Source organism: Campylobacter sp. BCW_6463, from assembly GCF_001762785.1.
GTDB lineage: Bacteria > Campylobacterota > Campylobacteria > Campylobacterales > Campylobacteraceae > Campylobacter_D > Campylobacter_D jejuni.
Genome location: NZ_MJXL01000022.1, coordinates 1 through 698 on the forward strand (window position 1 = coordinate 1; position 698 = coordinate 698).

Genomic DNA, 698 nt, shown 5'->3' on the forward strand with positions numbered 1-698 from the left:
GTCCTGATGAGCTTGATAAAGCAGATGAAACATTAAGACAAGAATATCTTAAAAACAAAGAATTTAAATTAATTAAAAGTATTAAGTAGATTGGTTATAATAAAACAATTTATCTATATTAGGAGTAAATTTGCAAATTCCTATTTATTCTAAACTCAAAGAAAAACTAGAAAGCAAAGGAATAGACAATATATCAAGTGGGCAAATTGCTTGGTTTGTATGTAGTGTAGGGATTTTTATCATTCCTATGGTATATTTTTATATCAGTAACAATTATGATCAATTCACTATTTTATTTATTATGTTATTTATTTTTATATTGAATATGCTTTATATTAAAAATTTTTTTGCATTATTGTTGCTTGTGATATTAATATTTATATATATGAAATATCATGAGTTTATCTATAATTTTAAAATTTTATTTTTTATTTTTGCACCTGTAATTTTTATCTTTTTAAGAGCTTGGAGAATTTTAATAACTTTTTTATGTGGATATATTTTTTTAGTGGCTATGGTATATATATTTGAGTTATTAGGAGGATTTTATAAATGAAATATTATGTTACGATTTATATTGATCCATTGGTAGAATGTTTTTTGGATTTTAAAAATCAGTGTTACTGGCAAAGAGAAGATTTCACCCACGCTTTCTTAGGACTTACCAAAGGCAAAAGTCCTGATGAGCTTGATAAAGC

General features: G+C 23.9%; 1 protein-coding gene. It reads left to right on the forward strand.

Translation table 11 applies throughout. The annotated features are described in order from the left end of the window. Positions 1 to 130: 130 nt before the first annotated feature. On the forward strand, positions 131 to 556 hold the full coding sequence (locus AJ884_RS02450) for a hypothetical protein (protein WP_002883973.1): 426 nt from the start codon (positions 131 to 133) through the stop codon (positions 554 to 556). Positions 557 to 698 lie beyond the last annotated feature (142 nt).